A 15,198-nucleotide genomic window follows, 5' to 3' on the forward strand; every position below is an offset into this window, starting at 1 on the left:
GCGTGATTAACGGTCGCAAACTGAATATGCCTCTAAGATAAAGACTCACTATCAAAAGCTCAAATTGATTAGCTGAAAGCATTTGATAGTAAATCCCTATATCTAATATTCCGGCCAATCCTTGCCAAAATCCCAAAAAAAAGGCCCGCATGGCGGGCCTTTTCGTTAGCTTTACCGTTAAGGCAAAACTTAGATCTTGCCAACCAGGTCCAAAGACGGAGCCAGAGTAGCTTCACCTTCTTTCCACTTAGCCGGGCACACTTCGCCAGGATGGTTGCGAACGTACTGAGCGGCTTTCACTTTGCGCATCAGGTCGTCTGCGTCACGGCCGATACCTTCAGCAGTGATTTCCATCGCCTGGATAACACCATCCGGATCGATCAGGAAGGTAGCGCGGTCTGCAAGGCCTTGGCCTTCACGCATCACACCGAAGTTGTTGGTGATGGTGCCGTTCTGGTCGCCAACCATGTAGTAGTTGATCTTACCGATGGTTTCAGAGCTGTCGTGCCATGCTTTGTGGGTGAAGTGGGTGTCGGTAGACACGGAGAATACTTCAACGCCCAGCTTCTGCAGCTCTTCGTACTTGTCTGCAACGTCGCCCAGCTCAGTCGGGCAAACGAAAGTGAAGTCGGCCGGGTAGAAGAAGAAAATCGACCACTTGCCTTTTACGTCGGCTTCAGAGATTTCTACAAACTCGCCCTGCTTGAAAGCAGTTGCGTTAAACGGTTTGATTTCGCTGTTAATAATTCCCATCGCAGAATTTCTCCTGTTGGTAAACGTGCGTGTTTATGAATCTACGGTGCCTAGAGTAAGCAACGAGACACCTTTAGTAAAATTGATTATTCAAAAGATCAAGATAGGCTTGCCCTATCTCATGATTCAAAGTCAACGTGACAATCTATGGTAGGAGTTTCGCAAATATTAGCAATAGGGGTAGTAACCACTAGACTTGCCGATTCACCGGTACCCGACGTCAGGAGGAGATCATCGGCCGAGTCCGCGCTTGTTTTCGATCCGCCAGCCAGCGGTCAAAATCCGCCAATGCCATAGGCTTTCCATACAAATATCCCTGCACCAGATCGCACCCGCTCGCGTGCAGGAACCGCTCATCGTCAGCGGTCTCCACGCCTTCTGCCACCACGGTCATGCCCAGATCATGGGCCATATTGATCGTTGAGCGCACAATCACCTGATTGTTCGGGAATTCCTGAATGTAAGAGACGAACGATTTATCGATTTTCAGAACCGATGCCCGCAAACTCTGCAGGTAGGCCAGTGATGAGTACCCGGTGCCAAAGTCGTCTATGGCAATACTGGCTCCGCTATCAATCAATTCACTGACCATCTCCCGCGCCAAGCCTTCATTGTCCAGTAACGCGGTTTCTGTGATTTCACACTCAATGTCGAAATAACCACTGCTCGAACGCAGCAGATCTTTCAGGCCATCGAAGAACACGCGATCCTGGAATAAACGCGGCGAGAGATTGAGCGCGAGATGCCTCGGGCGGCCCAGTCTTTCCCACTCTGATTCTTGAGATAACAGCGTTTCGACCACCCAGCGGGTTAGCGGCACGATTTGCCTCGAGTTCTCGGCGACTTCAATTAACTGAGCAACGGAAATGTACTCGTTGGCAGAGTCAGGCCATCTTAACAACGCCTCGCACCCCACCGGAGTCAACGTATTCAACTCCAGCTTCGGTTGATACACCAGATTAAACGCGTTGTTCTGGATATGCGTCCGTATCGCAGGCACCAACTCCAACCGCCTCAACGCCGCCTGCTGATCGTTCTGGTTGTAGCACCGTACCGCAACGCCCTCCTGCTTACCCAAACGCATGGCATCCGCGGCTTGGCGCAACATAATTTCGGCCGGCGTGGCCGAACACTCGTTCGCGGCCTTATCGGCTGTACTTTTTTTACCTTGATAGTCGGCAGCCCCCACCGTTGCAGACACTTCTACCGAAGGGCCATCCACACCCGCCAGCGCCAGTGGCCGCTCAAGATGCTCCAGAAGACTCCCACAGAACTCGCTGCCACCCGCCGAATAACGCAGTCCCGGCAGCCACAACGCAAAACCGTCGCCGCCGATTCGCGCACAACACCCCAAGGTGCCCACGAACTGGGTAATGCGACCCGCAATTGCCGCCAATAACGTATCCCCCGCAGCATGCCCGTAGGTATCGTTAACGTCCCGAAAATAATCAATGTCGAGGCACACCAAACAGCCTGCCGAATGATTCTGGAGTGTTTCATTGACCCTATCGAAGAAGGCGGACCGGTTTAACAGCCCGGTCAAAGCGTCATAGCTGGCTCGGTATTCCAGCTCCCGCTCGCGCTCGACCCGTTCTCTCAGGTCCCTCAGAACCACCGTAAAGATTGCATCCCCGGAGGTTGCCACCCGGCTCACCGTCGCCTGCGCAGGAATGTGGTGCCCGCCTTGCGTCACCAGATAGGTGTCGAACGGCTCATCCGGCAACTCCATCACCCCATGCCGGGCATCCGGCATGATTGCCTCAAGGCTCGCACCTTCCATGTCACTCTCGGAGAGCTCACAAAGGGTCTGGATGGCTTGATTGGCTTTGGTTATCCGGCCACTGCGATCCACGCACAAAATGTAATCATTGGTAGTCGCGACAATACGATTCAGCAACGCTTCGTTATCGCTCAGGCTGATCTGCAGCCACAACCGTTCGAGCGTCACCGCATCAAGCCGCGCAAGATTCACCGCCACGTACACCAAAGCACTCAGCAGGATGGGTTTAAACACATCCAGCAAAAGCTGCGCCTCGAGATAGGCCCAAACGAAGACGCCCGACCATACACCAATGGCCACACCCAACATCAACAGGCCTTGTCGCCAATGACAACGAGAAAAAACAACGGCCGCCACGAACAGCACCAACGCAAGAATGACAAAACCGACCAATGGTGAAGGGGAATACAAACCGCCATTGCGAAGGGTTTGCGCGCCCAACGCCTGAATCACCACGCCGGGAAGCACCTGATGAATCGGCGTTGCCAGTGTGTCCCCCAACTCGATGGCGGTAGCCCCAATCAACACATCCCGGCCGCGCAGGACCTCATCTGGCACACGGCCTTGAAGCAAATCGATAAACCGAACATAACGGAAAGACTGGGGAGAGATGGTGTAATCCACCCAGGTTCCGCTGTCTGACTGCTCTGCAAGCGCGCTCCAGGCTCCGCGGTAGAATTCATCCGGCCATCGAAATCCGACGGAAAGATAACGCACCAGACCGTCGCTGGAGGGGTGCATATTCACAGAGACCAGTTCCACACTGTCTGCCAATGCCGTTATCGGGCGCCGGATCATCAACGCGGATTCGGCCTGGCTGCGCCGTTGCACAAAGACAGGCAAATAGGTGGGGATGTCTTTTGAAATGGACTGGATTGCCTGTTCCAACTCCCGATCGCCACCAATACTGGAGGGAGAACTGAAATCCACATCGATCATCAGCGAGCGAATCCCCGCGTTCTCCAACTGGTTAATGGCGCGGGCGTGAACGCTCCGAGGCCACGGCCACTGCCCTATGGCCTCGATGCTGGCGGAATCAATTTCGAGAATCAGCAGATTACTAGGCTGCTCTTTGACCAAATGGCTGATGATGCGGTCCCGCAGCCCGGCTTCCGGGCGCTCCAAAATGCCCTGCCAGAGCAGCAATACGAATACCACCCCAGCTAAAAAGGCGGCCAGCATGGCCTTCAGGGCCGAGCGGGATCGACTGAAAACTCCGCTCGATATCGACTTCATAGAATCGGGTTCAGAGGTTCTAACAGGTCATCAATCAATGCACTTTCGTTCTGATCATCGTCGTCATCGTCGTCAAACTCGTCGTCGTCAAAGTCATCCTCATCAAAGTCATCTTCATCAAACTCATGGTCGTCGAAATCAGCCTGACCAAAGTCGTGATCATCGGCACCCCCGAGTTCCAGGCCAGCATCGAGATCCAGAACATCATCTACGCCCAAATCCAGCCCCAGATCCAGTCCATCGTCTACATCTACATCAAGCCCCAAATCGAGCCGATCATCCAAACCGATCTCTGCGCCAAGGCTCAGACCTTCGCCCCCTGCCGGTTCGTCCCCCTGCCCCATCTGACCGCCGGTTTCGGACGATACATCACCGCTCATATCACCGGGAACAGTTGTCGACGCAGCCCCGAGATCAACCATTTCCTGCAACTGAGCATCGAAGCTGGCAGGCTTCTCGCGGCCACTTTCTGTCACCGCAACCGCCCCGGCTGCCGGCTCGGTGCTTGCTGAAGCGGCGGATTGCTCTGACTGTTGGAACGTTTGGATACCGGCCTGCATTTCGCCAACCCCCACAACATCGCCGGGTGCCATCATCTGGGTTTGCTCACTGGCAAGATCGAGCACTTCCAGCGAGCCTTCCGTCAGAGTAACCAACGAAGACGTGTCGGTCGTTACAATCACAAACTGCGTGCCCTTTACCGTCGACACCAAAAAGGGCGTTTCCACACTAAACTCATCCGGCTGACGCTCAATTCGATAAAACACCGTGCCAAACCACTGCTTTATCCGGGTTACCAGCCCGTCCGATTCTGCCGTATTGGCTTGTAAAATAACGTGAGACCCGCTTTTCAACTCGAATTCCGAACCAGCCTGACTGATCAGGCCCGATGCCTCTGCCAGAGCCCGAAATTCAACCGGAGCTTCGACAGCCATTCCCGCATGCACGGGTTTCCACGCCTGTTGTTCATGGGCCCGGTACTGCACCTGCCCGGTAAAAGATTCGACGCGAATAGGCTCTGCAGCCATAGCGACCAAGGTCAGCATCATCAGGGACAGGCCCAGAATGCAGCGATACATCTTGCTTTTGGCTGGGCCAATTAGAATGTCCATTTCTTCTCCCGTTATCTCAGTTCGATACTGCAACGGCTAATAATGTTCTATGCTAGGAATGTTTGTATAAGCAGAGGCTACACAAGCTTATTAAAGACCCTAGCCCGCTGGCTGTAAAATTAATGGACACACATAAATTGCGAAACATGGCTGTTCACGCGCTTCTCCTTTTAGCCGTACTCATTTTACCCACTGCCGATGCTTCCGCTGAGGAGCCAGTTCTGGGCGCAGTGGTTTTTGAGGGTGTCTCTGCCTTCAGCACGCCGCAGCTTATCCCCCTGTACGCGAATAGCCTAGGTGAACCCATCACCCCACAACTCAAAACAGGCCTGCACACACGCTTTCGCGGATACTACCTTGAGCAAGGCTTTCTTTCCCCGGCTGTAACGATCCGCACACATCCGGACAGCGTGCACATACTGATTGCCGAGATCACCGAGCCCCGCATCGCTGAAATCCGGATTACCGGTGGAACGGAAGATCTGCGAAACGCCGTACGCGACCGTCTTGCCCCCCTGAGGCAACGCGTCCCCATTTCCCAGCACGATATAGAACGCTTCAACCGAACGCTGGAAAAGGCGGTCAGAGTAGGGCTAGCCGCTACAATTGACGAAACGTCTCCGGGCCAACATCGGATTGCCTACACCCTGAAACCGGAGATTCATGGCGAACTGACTTACAGCGCCGAAGGCAGTCAAACCCTGGGCCAACATATGGTCGCCGGCAAACTCCGTGTTACCGGACTGGGCGCGGGGATTCGCGAGATCTACCTTTTTGGACTTCATACCCTCGAGTCCAGTGGCTACCGAAATCTCGGAGCCGGCTTGTCTTATCATGCGACCGACACCGATACCGTTTATGCCGATGTCAGCAGCTCGCGAGCGGTACCTCAAGGTCAACGAATTCGTCCCGAACGGGAGTATGAGCGTATCTGGTCCCAGGTACGGTGGCGCCACCGTGTGCTGGATTCCACGTCCTTCACGCTAAGCCTGGATAGCAGCCTGATTCTGCGGGATTACACTCGCGAACGGGGCAACGACACCGAAGTGGATGAGCAACTGCGTATGGCCAGTCTGGGCGCTCTCGCCTACGCAAAAAGTACCGGCAATCTATCAAGGTTCGGCGTGTCGGGCCGCGTGGGTGTGGATAACTTTGGTGCAAAGCGCAGCGGTTCTCGTGCGAACGATTCCCTGGATCTGGATTTTCAGATTCTCCACGCCTTCTACACGCTTTGGCAGGAATTGCCCGCGGATTTCTCTTTGAAGCTTGACCTGTCTGGCCAATATTCCAGCGACAATCTGCCCTACTCTCAACGTTTCTCTATCGGTGGCAGTAACATAGCCCTGGCCTACGAACCAGGAGAGTTCAGCGGGGATTCCGGGCTGGGCTCCAAGCTGGAATTACGCCGCGGCTTCAGCAGTGAACAATGGATACCAGGCTCTCGATGGGTTCCCTATGCCTACTACGGCGTTGCCCGAGCCTTCCAAAACCAGAGCGGTGATCGCGAATCAGGTGCCGCCGCAGGTGCAGGGCTGCGCTTCCTGAACCGTAAGGTATCCGCCTACATCGAAATGGGTAAACCCTTGACCACAGCTTCCGCCTATAAAGACAAAGACCTTCGGTTGACTGGGCGACTTACCACTTACTTTTAATGCACAGCGCAGAAAATCCACCATCTAATATCCAGGAGCTCAGTCATTATCGAATTAATGCTGAACCGACGACGAAAACACATTCATCACCACAATCCCGCTCACAATCAGCGCCATACCGACAATGGCAGGTAAATCCAGCTTTTGGCCGAACATGGCTGCTCCCACTAACGAAATCAACACCACACCGGCACCCGCCCAAATGGCATAGGCCACGCCAACGGGAATATGGTTCAACACCAACGACAAAAAATAGAACGCCATGCCGTAACCCAACACCACGATGATGCTGGGGATCAAATTGGTGAACCCTTCGGAGGACTTCAGGGCAGCCGTGCCGGCCACTTCGGCAATAATGGCAAGGGCGAGGTACACGTAACTCATAGTAAAACCTTTCAAACAGGGCTCAGGTGTCAGTTGGCGCCATCATGCTGACTCTATGCGCCTTTTGCCAGTGCCCGAGTGAGATCCGCCGCGGGAACTTCCTTGCAGCCGCTGACATTCTGGCCCGCCCACAACGGCGAGAACTCGCCGCAATTAGCCTGCTCCGCGGCCGCACGCAGAGGCGCCAAAGCCGCCGAAGCCAGCGGGAATGCTGGCGCTGCCGGGCTGATCGGCCCAAGCTCTTTCATAATACGGTTCACAATACCCCGAGCCGGTCGCCCCGAGAACACGTTGGTCAGAGCCGTCACGGCTGCGGCATCACTTTTGATAGCCGCACGGTGAATCGCGCTGGTGTTGGCTTCCGGACACAACAGGTACGCCGTGCCTACTTGCACACCAGCCGCTCCCAGGGCCATGGCAGCAGCCACCCCGTTCGCATCTGCAATGCCGCCCGCCGCAATCACTGGCACCTTCACCGCCTTGGCAATTTGAGGCAACAAGGCAAAGGTTCCGAGCTGGCTGTTGAGATCATCAGACAGGAAAATACCGCGATGCCCGCCAGCCTCTATACCCTGCGCAATGATGGCATCCACACCCTGTGCTTCCAGCCAACGCGCCTCTTCCACCGTGGTCGCGGTAGAGAGAATTTTTGCGCCCCACGCACGCACGCGGTCCAGTAAATCCTGCTCTGGCAGGCCGTAATGAAAGCTGATAACGGAGGGCTCAAATTCCGCCAGCACATCGGCGGCTTCGGCTCCGAAAGGCAGCCGCCCGGCCCCGGCAGCAACGTTGTTTTCATCGATACCAAACTCCCGATAATAGGGCGACAAAGCTGCTTTCCACTTTGCATCTTGCTCCGCATCGGGTTCGGGCTGGGTATGGCAGAAAAAATTCACGTTGAACGGCCGGTTCGTTCGGGCCTTGATCGCCGCCAATTCCTTACGCATAGCGTCTACACCTAACATTCCACACGGGAGTGACCCCAGGCCCCCGGCCTCGGATACCGCAATTGCCAGCTCACTGCCCTGCACGCCCGCCATCGGTGCCTGGATAATGGGCAGTTCGATACCCAAAAGTTCCTGAATGCTCATAGGCCACCTCTTTCGATTTGGGATGGAAAAATCACAACGTCATCGCCTTCCTGCCACGGCTGGTATTTGACCATCACTTGCTGAAACACCGGATGCTCCAGCCAAGTGGTCAGCCAGTTCTGTAGCTTGGGGTAAGGCAGGCTGTAGAACACGTCGCGATCGACGTGGGCAAACTGGCGCACGAACGGCATTACGGCAATATCCGCCATGCTGATGCCTTCTCCCAGCAGAAACGTATTCTGGCCCAGCAAATCCTCTAAAGCCTGCAAAAACACCTCGCCCTGTTGCCGGTATTCCAGCTGGCTTCGCTCAGGGTGCCGGTCGGCGTACTTGTAACGGTCCAGCCAGTGTTTGAACTCGTTGTCGTTGCGCTCAATCAGGGCGCCCGCCTTCGCCAGATCCGTGTTGAGCAGTCCCTGTGGGTCGCTCTGCTGCAACGCCCATTCGAGAATGTCCCGGCTTTCCTCGATCACCTGTAGCTGGCGGCCGTCACTGTCGAGCAGCTCCAGCACGGGCACTGTGCCTTTTGGGCTGATGGCCAGCATTTGCGGCGGTTTGTTTTTCAGAACGATTTCCCGCAGTTCAACCTGCAGCCCGGCAAATACCAAGCCTAAGCGGGCGCGCATGGCGTAAGGGCAACGGCGGAAAGAGTACAAGCGGTGAAGAGAGGTAGTGATAGTAGGTTACCTGGCTATAAACAGTTGGAGGATCAATATGAAAGCGTCAGTTAACCTATTATTTATCCTTTTTTCAAACGCTCAATCGGAAGGAGAAACAACTGCACGCGAGACAAAATAGTGCCTACCCAGAATGACCATTAAAATACCGCCAAGCACTAAAACCGAAGACTCGGCTAAACGCAGAGTAACCGCCTCATGGGTCACTAAAACGCCACCCATCGCAGCGATGATTGGAACACACAACTGAACCACAGCCGCCTGAGTCACCGACAGCCCTCTGAGTGCGAAATACCACACCGCATACCCCGCGCCAGACGCAACAGCACCAGACACGATCGCCAGTAGCACACCCTGCTGAGTTACATGAGCATCCTGTAGAGTGAAAACAAGCAAGATCAGAACAAAGGGCGACGTTCTCAAGAAGTTATAAGCCGTGTCTGCAAGCGGCTGCGTTGAAGACCGTCCAACAAGCGTGTATCCGCCCCACGCAATACCCGACACCGTCATAAGAAGAAAACCCGCCAACGATGGCGTGGTGACGCTCGGAATAATCAAATACACGAAACCTGAGAACGCAATGAATAGCCCCAACCACTCGGCAAAATGAAGCCGGTTCCCCAAGACAATGCCAACAGCAATCATGGTGATCTGAACCGCCGCAAACAGGATTAACGCACCGGTGCCGGTGTCTAGAGAAAGGTATCCGTAAGAGAAAGCCAACGCATAGACAAACAACAGACATGCGGCCAACCAGCTCCCGCGGGACTGGCCTTTCTTTGGCCTCTTCGTCATGGCGACGACGACCATCAGAACGGCGATTCCCGACAGAAGCCTTATCATCGTGAAACTGGCTGCATCAATGGCATTGCCGCCCAAAGCTAAACGGCAAAGCACGGAGTTACCCGCAAATGCCAGAAGCGCAAAAACGGTGCAAGCACTGATTTTTATCGTCTTTTTATTCATCATCCAATGCTTCACCGAATGTTTAAATTGACGGCTTTGTGGTGTTCAGAATAAACCTATAACGACTCCATCAAGGCAAACATTCGATCGATCATAGACTGAGCCAAATGATCGACGCCCGGACGATTAAAGTAGCTGCGCAAACCTGTAAATTGAACTTGAAAAAAACGCGCATACTCCAGCCCCGACACACGGCTGCTCAGCTCTCCACGACTGATTGCTTGTTCAAACAATGTCGTTAAATAGACCTCAAACTCAGCCGATAAATCGACACTTAGATCGCGTAACGGAGACTCCGTTTCAGAAAACTCACCATTTGCTTTAACCAACATACAAATAGCACTTGGGCTGCAGCCCTTTTCTTTCACAATCACGCTTTCCACAAAGGCGCGTAATCCCCCGAGTACCGTACCTGAGCCGCATACAAAACCGTCGATCTTGGCTTTCATTTGTGCGGTGTAAGCTTTCAGAGATTCGCTGTACAGCCCCTCTTTCGAGCCAAATGCCGAGTATATGCTACCCGGGCGCATGTTTACGGCATCTTGCAAATCGCGCGTGGACGTTGCGTGAAAGCCCTTTTTCCAGAAGAGCTCGCTAGCAACGCGCACCACGTTTTCGCGCTCGAACTTGACCTTATTTGCCATACTTTCTTCAACCAAAATGAGCGATTGCTCAATTTTAACTTGAGCGATCGCTCAAATACAACTACAGTGGCTCCCGAAATCATCCAAAACCGTTAGGAGTGACTGATGGCAGACTTTACTCTGTACACCAAAGAAAACGCACCGGAACAAGCGAAGCCGTTGCTGGAGGATTCCATCGCCGGGTTTGGCATGATCCCGAACCTCCATGCGGTCATGGCAGAGGCGCCCACGCTGCTTAAGGGCTACCAGGTACTGCATGACTTGTTTCAAAAAACCTCGTTTAATGCTGAAGAGCTAACCGTGGTGTGGCAGTCCATTAACGTCGAACACGATTGTCATTACTGCGTTCCTGCACACAGCGGAATTGCGGCTTCAATGAAGGTCGATCAGGACATTGTTGATGCGCTGGTAAACCAAACTCCACTGGCAGACCCCAAGCTGGAAACCCTGCGTGAAACAACGCTCGCCATGACGCGTGAACGCGGTGTGATCAGTGATGAGCAAATCGAAAAGTTTTTTGCAGCGGGTTACGGAAAGCAGCAGCTACTTGAAATTATTGTGGGCTTATCTCAGAAAGTGATGAGCAACTACACGAATCACCTTGCTGATACGCCAGTAGACGATGCGTTTAAGAAATTCGTGAAGTAACGGCTGTTTGTATCGCGGAAAAGGCAGCCCAGGCTGCCTCAAGAACCACCAGACCTGGTCAGCCGCACCGCAACGTTGCTGTGCGGCGCTCCAGTGCAGGCCTCGTGCTGTGAGCCGAAAAGCGTGACCCATTGATCCTTAATCAGCAGCAACGCCCCGCTGTCAGCACTATTCCCATTACTCGTGACGTAACTGCCCGCGTAGTTGAAATGAAACTTGCCACAGCTGCGTAGCGGTCAGGTGGAGTGTATCGTTCAGCACCCTGTCATGAGATAAGGGATAGAATTCTAGATAATAAAGACCTACGCAAATTTGCGCTTAATATCCAATCTGAAATATCAAAATACTGATATCGCTTGCGAAAGAGCGATAGACCATCCATTACATGCTCTCCCTCTGGATCCTTCAGATCGGGCAGAGAAAGATGGTTTGAGGCACCGTATTCGTTAATTCCTAATGAAATCTTATTGCGAAAGGAAAGGGCATGAAATCTTTCTAGATGGCCTTGCTCGCATCCATCTCGATCACAGAACTTTACGAAAAATGGCGTATTTGCATCCCTGGCGTCTTTTAATCGTGCAATTCTTCGATTCCATTTTCTGTAGGCCTCTTCCTGTGATTTGTAATGCAAGAAATGGATTTCTATGTCCCCACAAACGACTCCAACTGGATAACTTGGCGTCGCTGACATGTATTTTGAAACCGTTGAAAATTTAATCTCTGAATCGATACACGTTTCGAAATCTTCTAGAAACCGAACGTAGCATTCAGGAAAAAGGAAAAGGCCGACAAACGGAGTGTTGTATTGCCTGTCGAGGACATTGTATAGCTCATATCCCCAGCAATTATTTGAGATAATTACAAAGTGGTTATCATTCAAGCGAAATTTCTCGATTGCATGACCGAGTTTTTTTATTGCTGGCTGCATTTTGTTTCCTCTGACTAACGCTGCTAGCATCAGCGGCGACCTTTTTTCAGCGAAGCGGAGACAAAGGCATCCGAGTGACGCGCCTGGTTAGCTGTTCTCAAGCATGTACGCCCGAAGCTGTCGCTCCTCTGGCATGACATAGAGAATGAGAACTCGCTTATCATCCTCACGATAAAAAATGCGACACGGTGGAACCACTACCTCCCTGTATACTGAATTAGGGAGTTCTGGAGGAATCCGTCCGGATTGGGGAGAATCTTCCAAACGCCCGGTCTTATCGAAAACTTCCTGGACCAGGTGACTTGCGGCTGCACGATTATCCAGAGCAATGTACTCAGCGATGGCATCCAGTTCTTGGAGGGCAGGCTCCGTCCAGATTACTTCAGCCATTTACTCATTTTCTCCCTGGCCTCACTCTGGCTGTACGTTCTTCCCTCAAGTACAGCACGCTCTCCCCGTGAGAGCCCCTCAAGCAGCTCAAGTCGACGTTGCATAAACTCATAATCTTGCACATCGACAAGGTATGCGGATGGTTTACCGTGCTCCGTGATCAGTATCGGCTCCTTAGACAAGCGCAAATCTGCAAGAATCTTTGTGGCTTGGCGCTTGAGATTCGTAACAAGCTCAACTTTCATGGGCTCACCCTGAATCAGACTAGTAGTGGCACTATAGTATCACTTTTCAGGTGGGGCAATCACAGCTAACGCTAAGCTAATGTGCGCCGCCTACGGGGTCACCATTGAGCGGCTTGTTAGCAGATTCTGCTTGTAGACGCTCAACCAGCCACACCTTGATGATTGATTGGCGGGTAACGCCGATACGCGCAGCCTCACGATCCAATGACTCTACGACCCAAGCAGGAAAGTCCACGTTAATTCGCTTTTGCTCCAGATTGGTACGACGGGCCGTGGATAGATCAAGGTCATCGATGATATCTTCCTGACCTCCATCGAATTTTTTATCGAAGTCTTTAGCTTTCATAGAGCTCAACCTCCTTCTTGCGGGAACGCCTGACTGAAATCAGCCGAATACGACTTTCCCTATACGTGACGACAGCCGACCAATGCTTTTCGCCAATTCTGCCTATCAGCACGAACCTTGGCTCACCTTCTGATTTTGCCCGTATTTCCAGCAGATACGGGTCTTTCCATAGCTCTTGAGCAGACGCGAAATCCATACCATGCTTATCAAGGTTGGCCTGACTTTTAGCTTCGTCGAATTCAAACTCATCCATGAGTATAAATTATTCCTTTTTTACTCAGCTCGCAAGATTTAAAAGGTGTGGTGCAACTGTTAACGCCCGGCTCACGCGCCGGTTTGGAGCCGCGAAGAGGCGGAAAATCCGTCTCTGTGCAGCCGCTGGTTATGCCCTGTGTCCGATTTCGGATACAGCAGTCCACGGACGAATATTCTTCAACTGATCCTCTAGGGCATCTTCGGCAATCTCAGTGTCGTAGGCTGCCTGAGCTCGCAACCAGTAGCCGTTAGACAAACCAAAAAAGCGACAGAGCCGCAGGTCCGTGTCGGCGGTAATCGAACGTTTTCCCGCAATGATCTGGCCTATTCTCTGGGCAGGCACCCCGATTTCTTTGGCCAGGCGGTACTGAGAAATGCCCATCGGCTCCAGAAAATCTTCTTTGAGCAACTCGCCTGGTGTAACAGCGTCAATGTTGCGCATGAGCCACCTCCTAATGGTAATCAACAATTTCGACATCTTCCGCGCCAGCCTTGGTCCAGCGGAAGCAAACCCGGAACTGATTGTTGATTCGAATGCTGTGCTGACCTTGCCGGTCACCATGCAATGGCTCCAACATATTTCCGGGCGGTACTCTCAAATCATCCAACTGGCTTGCAGCTTGGAGTTGCCGAATTTTCCTCAAGGCAACTCGCTCAAAGTTGACGAAGCGCCTGACACGGCGTCCGCTTGCCAGTTTCTCGGTATCCTTACACTTGAACGATATGATCATGATTCAATGATGACGGGGCGCGTTATTAACGTCAAGCGTTATGATCTGACGGATGGATCTGGAGAAAGGCATAACGCGAAGCTTTGCGGCAATTTTGCAGCCGCAAAGCGGTGGAAAAATTGTCCGGCAACAGCGGCTGGTTATGCATTATTCGTAGTGGCTCCAGAGCCTGAGAACTTTCACCACTCGCTCGTCATAGAGCACTTGGTAGACCAGACGACGCTGAATATTGATGCGGCGTGAATAAGCCCCCGCAAGATCACCAATGAGCTTCTCAAATGGAGGCGGCTTGCGGTATGGGTCTTCCGCTATCAGCGCTAACAGTTCCTGGGCTTTTGGCTTGAGGCCGCTGGAGGCCAACTTCTTTGCATCTTTCTGGGCTTGCGTTGTATAGACCAACTTCCATGTCACCAGTCCAGCTCCTCATCGCATTCATCCACGGGGGTATCCATCCCCTCACGAATAGACTCCCGCATGCCCGGTACGGACAATAGGTACAGTGTTTCCTGAATTGCAGACCAATCTTCTTCGGACACCAAGACGGCTCTGTTTCGTTTACCCATGATGATGATTGGCTGGTGGGACTCAGCAGTTTCGTCGATCAACCGATAAAGGTTGCTGCGCGCCTCAGTTGCTGTGATTCCGGTCATGACGCACCTCTTGCGTGTTTAACTTTTGACCAATTGTACGCCTTTGCGTACGTGCGTCAAGACGAACGCCCTGCATAACGCCGCTAGCATGCGCGGCTTTGTAGTGGAGGCGAAGCCGCAACGAAAAGACGTCGCCGTGACTGGCCTGGTTATGTTGATTGCTGTATCACCCGGCCGATCGCCTGCTTCACATAGCGGTATATTCCAGGACAACTGCTTGATCTAGGGCCTGCAACATTCAATACACTTACGTTAAATTCCCGGACAAACCCGCTAAGAACTTCTGCTGCGCGCGATGATTCAACCAGCTCAATATCAATAAGCTTGTACGGTTTGCCTTGCCGAATGCAAAAGAGAACGGTTGCTTCCGTTCCCCCATGAAGATACGACTCGTAAAAAATAGCCGTGCCGTCTGAATCGATAACATTTTGCTTCGTTCGCTGGCGATAACCACCGCCGATTTCAGTCAACGTGTATGTGTCATTGATCGGCCCATCTTCAGCCATACGCCCAACAGGGCAGCTTCCTCCAATTGGAAAGCCCGACTCAAGAGCCGCATCTAACGCCGCCCGGTCAGCACCGGTTTGTCCACCACTTATGACCTTTGAGAGCACGACCTACCCCAATCAACATAACGCCAGCCAGCATGCGCGGCTACGGAATGGAGGCGAAGCCGCAATGTAGTAGGCGTCGCGTGCCTGGCCTTGTTA

20 protein-coding genes are annotated in these 15,198 nt (G+C 52.9%); 2 read left to right on the plus strand and 18 right to left on the minus strand.

The window, feature by feature from the left end; genetic code table 11:
* Nucleotides 1–189: 189 nt before the first annotated feature.
* From ahpC to Q9245_RS08480, 3 genes are all read right to left on the minus strand, one after another.
* Entirely contained in the window at nucleotides 190–753 is a 564-nt protein-coding gene (gene ahpC / locus Q9245_RS08470; RefSeq protein ID WP_199005607.1) for an alkyl hydroperoxide reductase subunit C, read from the minus strand.
* Between the two features lie 220 nt (nucleotides 754–973).
* Entirely contained in the window at nucleotides 974–3,769 is a 2,796-nt protein-coding gene (locus Q9245_RS08475) for an EAL domain-containing protein (protein WP_305896719.1), read from the minus strand.
* Nucleotides 3,766–4,881 (minus strand): FecR domain-containing protein, encoded by a 1,116-nt coding sequence (locus Q9245_RS08480; RefSeq protein ID WP_305896720.1) that lies wholly within the window; start codon nucleotides 4,879–4,881, stop codon nucleotides 3,766–3,768. The genes Q9245_RS08475 and Q9245_RS08480 overlap by 4 nt, the downstream gene beginning before the upstream one ends.
* 122 nt (nucleotides 4,882–5,003) lie before the next feature.
* On the opposite strand from Q9245_RS08480, the gene Q9245_RS08485 reads away from it, so the two are divergent.
* The gene (locus tag Q9245_RS08485; protein ID WP_305896721.1) at nucleotides 5,004–6,533 is read left to right on the plus strand and encodes a ShlB/FhaC/HecB family hemolysin secretion/activation protein; all 1,530 of its coding nucleotides are present in this window, start codon (nucleotides 5,004–5,006) and stop codon (nucleotides 6,531–6,533) included.
* A gap of 54 nt (nucleotides 6,534–6,587) precedes the next feature.
* On the opposite strand, the gene Q9245_RS08490 is transcribed toward Q9245_RS08485, so the two are convergent.
* From Q9245_RS08490 to Q9245_RS08510, 5 genes are all read right to left on the minus strand, one after another.
* On the minus strand, nucleotides 6,588–6,917 hold the full coding sequence (locus Q9245_RS08490) for an SMR family transporter (protein WP_305896722.1): 330 nt from the start codon (nucleotides 6,915–6,917) through the stop codon (nucleotides 6,588–6,590).
* A 53-nt stretch (nucleotides 6,918–6,970) separates the two neighbouring features.
* Nucleotides 6,971–8,008: a nitronate monooxygenase family protein gene (locus tag Q9245_RS08495; protein WP_305896723.1), complete on the minus strand. Its 1,038-nt coding sequence runs from the start codon at nucleotides 8,006–8,008 to the stop codon at nucleotides 6,971–6,973.
* A complete protein-coding gene (locus tag Q9245_RS08500; RefSeq protein WP_305896724.1) occupies nucleotides 8,005–8,664 on the minus strand; it encodes a glutathione S-transferase in 660 nt (219 codons plus the stop codon). The genes Q9245_RS08495 and Q9245_RS08500 overlap by 4 nt, the downstream gene beginning before the upstream one ends.
* 102 nt (nucleotides 8,665–8,766) lie before the next feature.
* Nucleotides 8,767–9,654: a DMT family transporter gene (locus tag Q9245_RS08505; protein WP_305896725.1), complete on the minus strand. Its 888-nt coding sequence runs from the start codon at nucleotides 9,652–9,654 to the stop codon at nucleotides 8,767–8,769.
* Between the two features lie 53 nt (nucleotides 9,655–9,707).
* Nucleotides 9,708–10,295 (minus strand): TetR/AcrR family transcriptional regulator, encoded by a 588-nt coding sequence (locus Q9245_RS08510; RefSeq protein ID WP_305896726.1) that lies wholly within the window; start codon nucleotides 10,293–10,295, stop codon nucleotides 9,708–9,710.
* Between the two features lie 105 nt (nucleotides 10,296–10,400).
* On the opposite strand from Q9245_RS08510, the gene Q9245_RS08515 reads away from it, so the two are divergent.
* Nucleotides 10,401–10,943 carry a carboxymuconolactone decarboxylase family protein gene (locus tag Q9245_RS08515; protein WP_305896727.1) on the plus strand — a complete coding sequence of 181 codons (543 nt, stop codon included), beginning with the start codon at nucleotides 10,401–10,403 and terminating at the stop codon, nucleotides 10,941–10,943.
* Between the two features lie 265 nt (nucleotides 10,944–11,208).
* On the opposite strand, the gene Q9245_RS08520 is transcribed toward Q9245_RS08515, so the two are convergent.
* From Q9245_RS08520 to Q9245_RS08565, 10 genes are all read right to left on the minus strand, one after another.
* The gene (locus Q9245_RS08520; protein ID WP_305896728.1) at nucleotides 11,209–11,871 is read right to left on the minus strand and encodes a DUF1919 domain-containing protein; all 663 of its coding nucleotides are present in this window, start codon (nucleotides 11,869–11,871) and stop codon (nucleotides 11,209–11,211) included.
* An 87-nt stretch (nucleotides 11,872–11,958) separates the two neighbouring features.
* Nucleotides 11,959–12,261: a type II toxin-antitoxin system RelE/ParE family toxin gene (locus Q9245_RS08525; RefSeq protein ID WP_305896729.1), complete on the minus strand. Its 303-nt coding sequence runs from the start codon at nucleotides 12,259–12,261 to the stop codon at nucleotides 11,959–11,961.
* Nucleotides 12,249–12,506 (minus strand): type II toxin-antitoxin system Phd/YefM family antitoxin, encoded by a 258-nt coding sequence (locus Q9245_RS08530; RefSeq protein ID WP_305896730.1) that lies wholly within the window; start codon nucleotides 12,504–12,506, stop codon nucleotides 12,249–12,251. Before Q9245_RS08530 ends, Q9245_RS08525 begins: the two co-directional genes overlap by 13 nt.
* Before the next feature lie 76 nt (nucleotides 12,507–12,582).
* On the minus strand, nucleotides 12,583–12,852 hold the full coding sequence (gene brnA, locus Q9245_RS08535; RefSeq protein ID WP_305896731.1) for a type II toxin-antitoxin system BrnA family antitoxin: 270 nt from the start codon (nucleotides 12,850–12,852) through the stop codon (nucleotides 12,583–12,585).
* Nucleotides 12,842–13,105, minus strand: coding sequence for a BrnT family toxin (locus Q9245_RS08540; RefSeq protein ID WP_305896732.1), 264 nt, complete (start codon nucleotides 13,103–13,105; stop codon nucleotides 12,842–12,844). Before Q9245_RS08540 ends, brnA begins: the two co-directional genes overlap by 11 nt.
* Before the next feature lie 129 nt (nucleotides 13,106–13,234).
* The gene (locus Q9245_RS08545) at nucleotides 13,235–13,549 is read right to left on the minus strand and encodes a HigA family addiction module antitoxin (RefSeq protein ID WP_200365435.1); all 315 of its coding nucleotides are present in this window, start codon (nucleotides 13,547–13,549) and stop codon (nucleotides 13,235–13,237) included.
* Nucleotides 13,550–13,559: 10 nt separating this feature from the next.
* Nucleotides 13,560–13,838: a type II toxin-antitoxin system RelE/ParE family toxin gene (locus Q9245_RS08550; RefSeq protein ID WP_305896733.1), complete on the minus strand. Its 279-nt coding sequence runs from the start codon at nucleotides 13,836–13,838 to the stop codon at nucleotides 13,560–13,562.
* 147 nt (nucleotides 13,839–13,985) lie between these two features.
* Nucleotides 13,986–14,249: a Txe/YoeB family addiction module toxin gene (locus tag Q9245_RS08555; RefSeq protein ID WP_305896734.1), complete on the minus strand. Its 264-nt coding sequence runs from the start codon at nucleotides 14,247–14,249 to the stop codon at nucleotides 13,986–13,988.
* Complete coding sequence (locus tag Q9245_RS08560; RefSeq protein WP_223134566.1) at nucleotides 14,246–14,488, minus strand: type II toxin-antitoxin system Phd/YefM family antitoxin; 243 nt, start codon at nucleotides 14,486–14,488, stop codon at nucleotides 14,246–14,248. The genes Q9245_RS08555 and Q9245_RS08560 overlap by 4 nt, the downstream gene beginning before the upstream one ends.
* A 149-nt stretch (nucleotides 14,489–14,637) precedes the next feature.
* Nucleotides 14,638–15,102, minus strand: coding sequence for a putative molybdenum carrier protein (locus Q9245_RS08565; protein ID WP_305896735.1), 465 nt, complete (start codon nucleotides 15,100–15,102; stop codon nucleotides 14,638–14,640).
* Nucleotides 15,103–15,198: the final 96 nt, after the last annotated feature.

The organism is Marinobacter sp. MDS2 (assembly GCF_030718085.1).
In the GTDB taxonomy this organism is placed as follows: Bacteria; Pseudomonadota; Gammaproteobacteria; order Pseudomonadales; family Oleiphilaceae; genus Marinobacter.

Excerpts from the sequence above, each read along its gene's own strand:
- ahpC (WP_199005607.1), bottom strand. The coding sequence starts at position 753 with ATGGGAATTATTAACAGCGAAATCAAACCGTTTAACGCAACTGCTTTC.
- Q9245_RS08475 (WP_305896719.1), bottom strand. The coding sequence starts at position 3,769 with ATGAAGTCGATATCGAGCGGAGTTTTCAGTCGATCCCGCTCGGCCCTG.
- Q9245_RS08480 (WP_305896720.1), bottom strand. The coding sequence starts at position 4,881 with ATGGACATTCTAATTGGCCCAGCCAAAAGCAAGATGTATCGCTGCATT.
- Q9245_RS08485 (WP_305896721.1), top strand. The coding sequence starts at position 5,004 with ATGGACACACATAAATTGCGAAACATGGCTGTTCACGCGCTTCTCCTT.
- Q9245_RS08490 (WP_305896722.1), bottom strand. The coding sequence starts at position 6,917 with ATGAGTTACGTGTACCTCGCCCTTGCCATTATTGCCGAAGTGGCCGGC.
- Q9245_RS08495 (WP_305896723.1), bottom strand. The coding sequence starts at position 8,008 with ATGAGCATTCAGGAACTTTTGGGTATCGAACTGCCCATTATCCAGGCA.
- Q9245_RS08505 (WP_305896725.1), bottom strand. The coding sequence starts at position 9,654 with ATGATGAATAAAAAGACGATAAAAATCAGTGCTTGCACCGTTTTTGCG.
- Q9245_RS08510 (WP_305896726.1), bottom strand. The coding sequence starts at position 10,295 with ATGGCAAATAAGGTCAAGTTCGAGCGCGAAAACGTGGTGCGCGTTGCT.
- Q9245_RS08515 (WP_305896727.1), top strand. The coding sequence starts at position 10,401 with ATGGCAGACTTTACTCTGTACACCAAAGAAAACGCACCGGAACAAGCG.
- Q9245_RS08520 (WP_305896728.1), bottom strand. The coding sequence starts at position 11,871 with ATGCAGCCAGCAATAAAAAAACTCGGTCATGCAATCGAGAAATTTCGC.
- Q9245_RS08525 (WP_305896729.1), bottom strand. The coding sequence starts at position 12,261 with ATGGCTGAAGTAATCTGGACGGAGCCTGCCCTCCAAGAACTGGATGCC.
- Q9245_RS08530 (WP_305896730.1), bottom strand. The coding sequence starts at position 12,506 with ATGAAAGTTGAGCTTGTTACGAATCTCAAGCGCCAAGCCACAAAGATT.
- brnA (WP_305896731.1), bottom strand. The coding sequence starts at position 12,852 with ATGAAAGCTAAAGACTTCGATAAAAAATTCGATGGAGGTCAGGAAGAT.
- Q9245_RS08540 (WP_305896732.1), bottom strand. The coding sequence starts at position 13,105 with ATGGATGAGTTTGAATTCGACGAAGCTAAAAGTCAGGCCAACCTTGAT.
- Q9245_RS08545 (WP_200365435.1), bottom strand. The coding sequence starts at position 13,549 with ATGCGCAACATTGACGCTGTTACACCAGGCGAGTTGCTCAAAGAAGAT.
- Q9245_RS08550 (WP_305896733.1), bottom strand. The coding sequence starts at position 13,838 with ATGATCATATCGTTCAAGTGTAAGGATACCGAGAAACTGGCAAGCGGA.
- Q9245_RS08560 (WP_223134566.1), bottom strand. The coding sequence starts at position 14,488 with ATGACCGGAATCACAGCAACTGAGGCGCGCAGCAACCTTTATCGGTTG.